At 63.1% G+C, this 2,404-nt stretch carries 3 protein-coding genes; 2 read left to right on the forward strand and 1 reads right to left on the reverse strand.

Features of this window, described 5'->3' with window-relative positions:
- Positions 1 to 283 precede the first annotated feature (283 nt).
- Entirely contained in the window at positions 284 to 853 is a 570-nt protein-coding gene (locus IVA82_RS33090) for a L,D-transpeptidase family protein (protein ID WP_247389835.1), read from the reverse strand.
- Positions 854 to 1,059: 206 nt separating this feature from the next.
- Between IVA82_RS33090 and IVA82_RS33095 the strand changes: the two genes are divergently transcribed.
- Complete coding sequence (locus IVA82_RS33095; RefSeq protein WP_148744182.1) at positions 1,060 to 1,746, forward strand: response regulator transcription factor; 687 nt, start codon at positions 1,060 to 1,062, stop codon at positions 1,744 to 1,746.
- Between the two features lie 57 nt (positions 1,747 to 1,803).
- The gene (locus tag IVA82_RS33100) at positions 1,804 to 2,247 is read left to right on the forward strand and encodes a cyclic nucleotide-binding domain-containing protein (protein WP_247389834.1); all 444 of its coding nucleotides are present in this window, start codon (positions 1,804 to 1,806) and stop codon (positions 2,245 to 2,247) included.
- Positions 2,248 to 2,404 lie beyond the last annotated feature (157 nt).

Below are 2,404 nucleotides of genomic sequence, written 5' to 3' on the forward strand. Positions count from 1 at the left end.
CGCACGCTCCGGCGCCGCAGCCAGACCGATGGCATGAGGTGGGAGACGATCAGTCGCCTCGCCTGTGACTGCCTCCCCAGGCCCAACATCCGTCATCCTTGGCCGCGAGCACGCTTCGCCGTCACTCACCCGAGGTGGGAGCCGTATGCGGGAAAGCCGCACGTACGGATCTGTGCGGGGGGCGCTCAGCAATGAGCGTCCCTACCGCGACCGCTACGCTCGCAATGACTGCGGAGTGCGCGGTGATTACGCGAAGCTCACCGACACCTTGCCCAACGGCCCCTCACCCGATGATGATTTTTGTCCGCGGTCCGAGCCGCCGTAGCAATTGCAGCATCGCGGCTTTTCTCATGGAGACGCAGCCTGCGGTCGGGCCGAAATTGTCGCGTGCCAGATGCAAGAACACCGCGCTGCCGCGGCCGGCAATGCGCGGCCTGGTGTTGTGGTCGATCTCGATGATGAAGTCATAGAGATGGTCCTCCCGCTTGAGCCGGTCGCCGCCCTGCGCACGACCGAGCCGGACCGGCTGGTTGTAGTGGCGATTCCCGGGGTCCTCGCACCAGCCATCCTCACTGCTGATGGTCCGGGCCGGTAAGAAGGTCTGCGGGCGGCTGTGGCGGTCGCCCCGCCACCATAATCGCCGCGGGTGGAAGCTGCCCCTTGGTGTGCCGCCGTCGCCCTCACGCTTGTTGGCCAGAATGCCGCCCAGCCCCAGCGCCACCGGAATGGTCAGCTGTCCGGCCGTCAGCCAGCCCCGGCGCGGGTTACCGGCAGCGGGCTTAACGCGGATCGCTCGTAGCGGCCCGGAGCGCCTTTGCCTGGTGTAACCGACTGAGTTATCTTCTGTTTTCATGTGAAATTGCGATGTCGAATTCATTACAGGACATTCATCAAAGCGCCCTGCTATTCTGGGTTAGAGTGGTTCTGGCTTGTGAATCGGTAACAGCCCACTACTTCTAGACGAACATCAATAATAATAACGGCGACCCCTAACTTTCCCATCACGGCTGAGCGCGGCATGCATGCGCGCCGAGCCGGACCCCAAAAGGATGACCCCCTATGGCCAATGCCCGCAAGATCCTGATCGTGGATGACGATACCGATCTGCGCGATACGTTGGTGGAGCAATTATCGCTGCACGAAGAATTTGAAGCCTCCGCCGTCGATACCGGCGCCAAGGGCGCAAGCGCCGCAAAGGCCAATTCCCCCGATCTCGTTCTGATGGATGTCGGCCTGCCCGACACCGACGGCCGCGAGGTGGTCCGCTCCCTGCGCAAGGGCGGGTTCAAGGCTCCGATCATCATGCTGACCGGGCATGACACCGACTCCGACACGATTTTGGGCCTGGAATCCGGTGCCAACGACTATGTCGCAAAACCGTTCCGCTTCGCCGTGCTGCTCGCCCGCATCCGCGCCCAGCTTCGCCAGCACGAAGCCAGCGAAGACGCGGTGTTCTCGGTCGGCCCCTACAGCTTCCGTCCCGGCTCCAAAATGCTGACCGCCGCCAATGCGCGCAAGGTGCGGCTGACAGAGAAGGAGACGGCGATCCTGCGCTTCCTTTACCGGGCCGGCCAGCTGCCGGTCTCGCGCGAGACCCTGCTCCAGGAGGTCTGGGGCTACAATTCCGGCGTCACCACCCATACGCTGGAAACCCACATCTACCGTCTGCGCCAGAAGATCGAGAAGGATGCCGCCAACCCGGAAATCCTGGTCACCGAAGCCGGTGGCTACAAGCTGGTGCCGTGATACGCTTCGGGGGTGTGCGAATCGTTTTAGATTGCGTGCCCTGAGCCTCGGACCTGAATGTCAATCGATGACGACGTAGCGCTTCTCGAGCGTGTCCCGACATTGCGCCTGTTGGGAGACGCCTCGTTGCGCATGCTGGCGATCGGTTCCGAGCCGCGCGACTTCGTTCCCGGCGACGTCCTGTTCAATCTCGGCGACGACGCCGATGCCGGCTTCGTGGTTCAGCGCGGCGCCTTTCGGGTCGATGACGGCGCCGGCGCCGAAATGATCGCCGGTCCCGGTGCGCTGATCGGCGAACTTGCGCTGGTCGTGCCGATGAAGCGGCCGTCGGGCGCGATCGCGATCGAGCATTCTTCGGTCATCCGCATCGCACGCAGCCTGTTTCAGCGCGTGCTCGAAAGCGATCCGGCCGCCGCAGTTCGCCTCCGCGACGAATTCGCAATTCGCTCGAGCCAGATCGCCAGCGATATCCTGATGGCGGGCGCAAAGCTGACGACGTAGCGGCCCGCGTGTTTCGTAGCCCGGATGGAGCGCAGAGGCTGGGCAAGAATTCGGTTTGCTTTGTACCGGGCTTTATTGGAAGACCGGGTGAATTTTAGCTCGGAGATGCGGCGTGAGGGTTTGTAGCGTGCTGACAATGGCTTTGAGGAGTGTCGGC

The sequence above is a fragment of the Bradyrhizobium sp. 142 genome (genome assembly GCF_023074015.1).
In the GTDB taxonomy this organism is placed as follows: Bacteria; Pseudomonadota; Alphaproteobacteria; order Rhizobiales; family Xanthobacteraceae; genus Bradyrhizobium.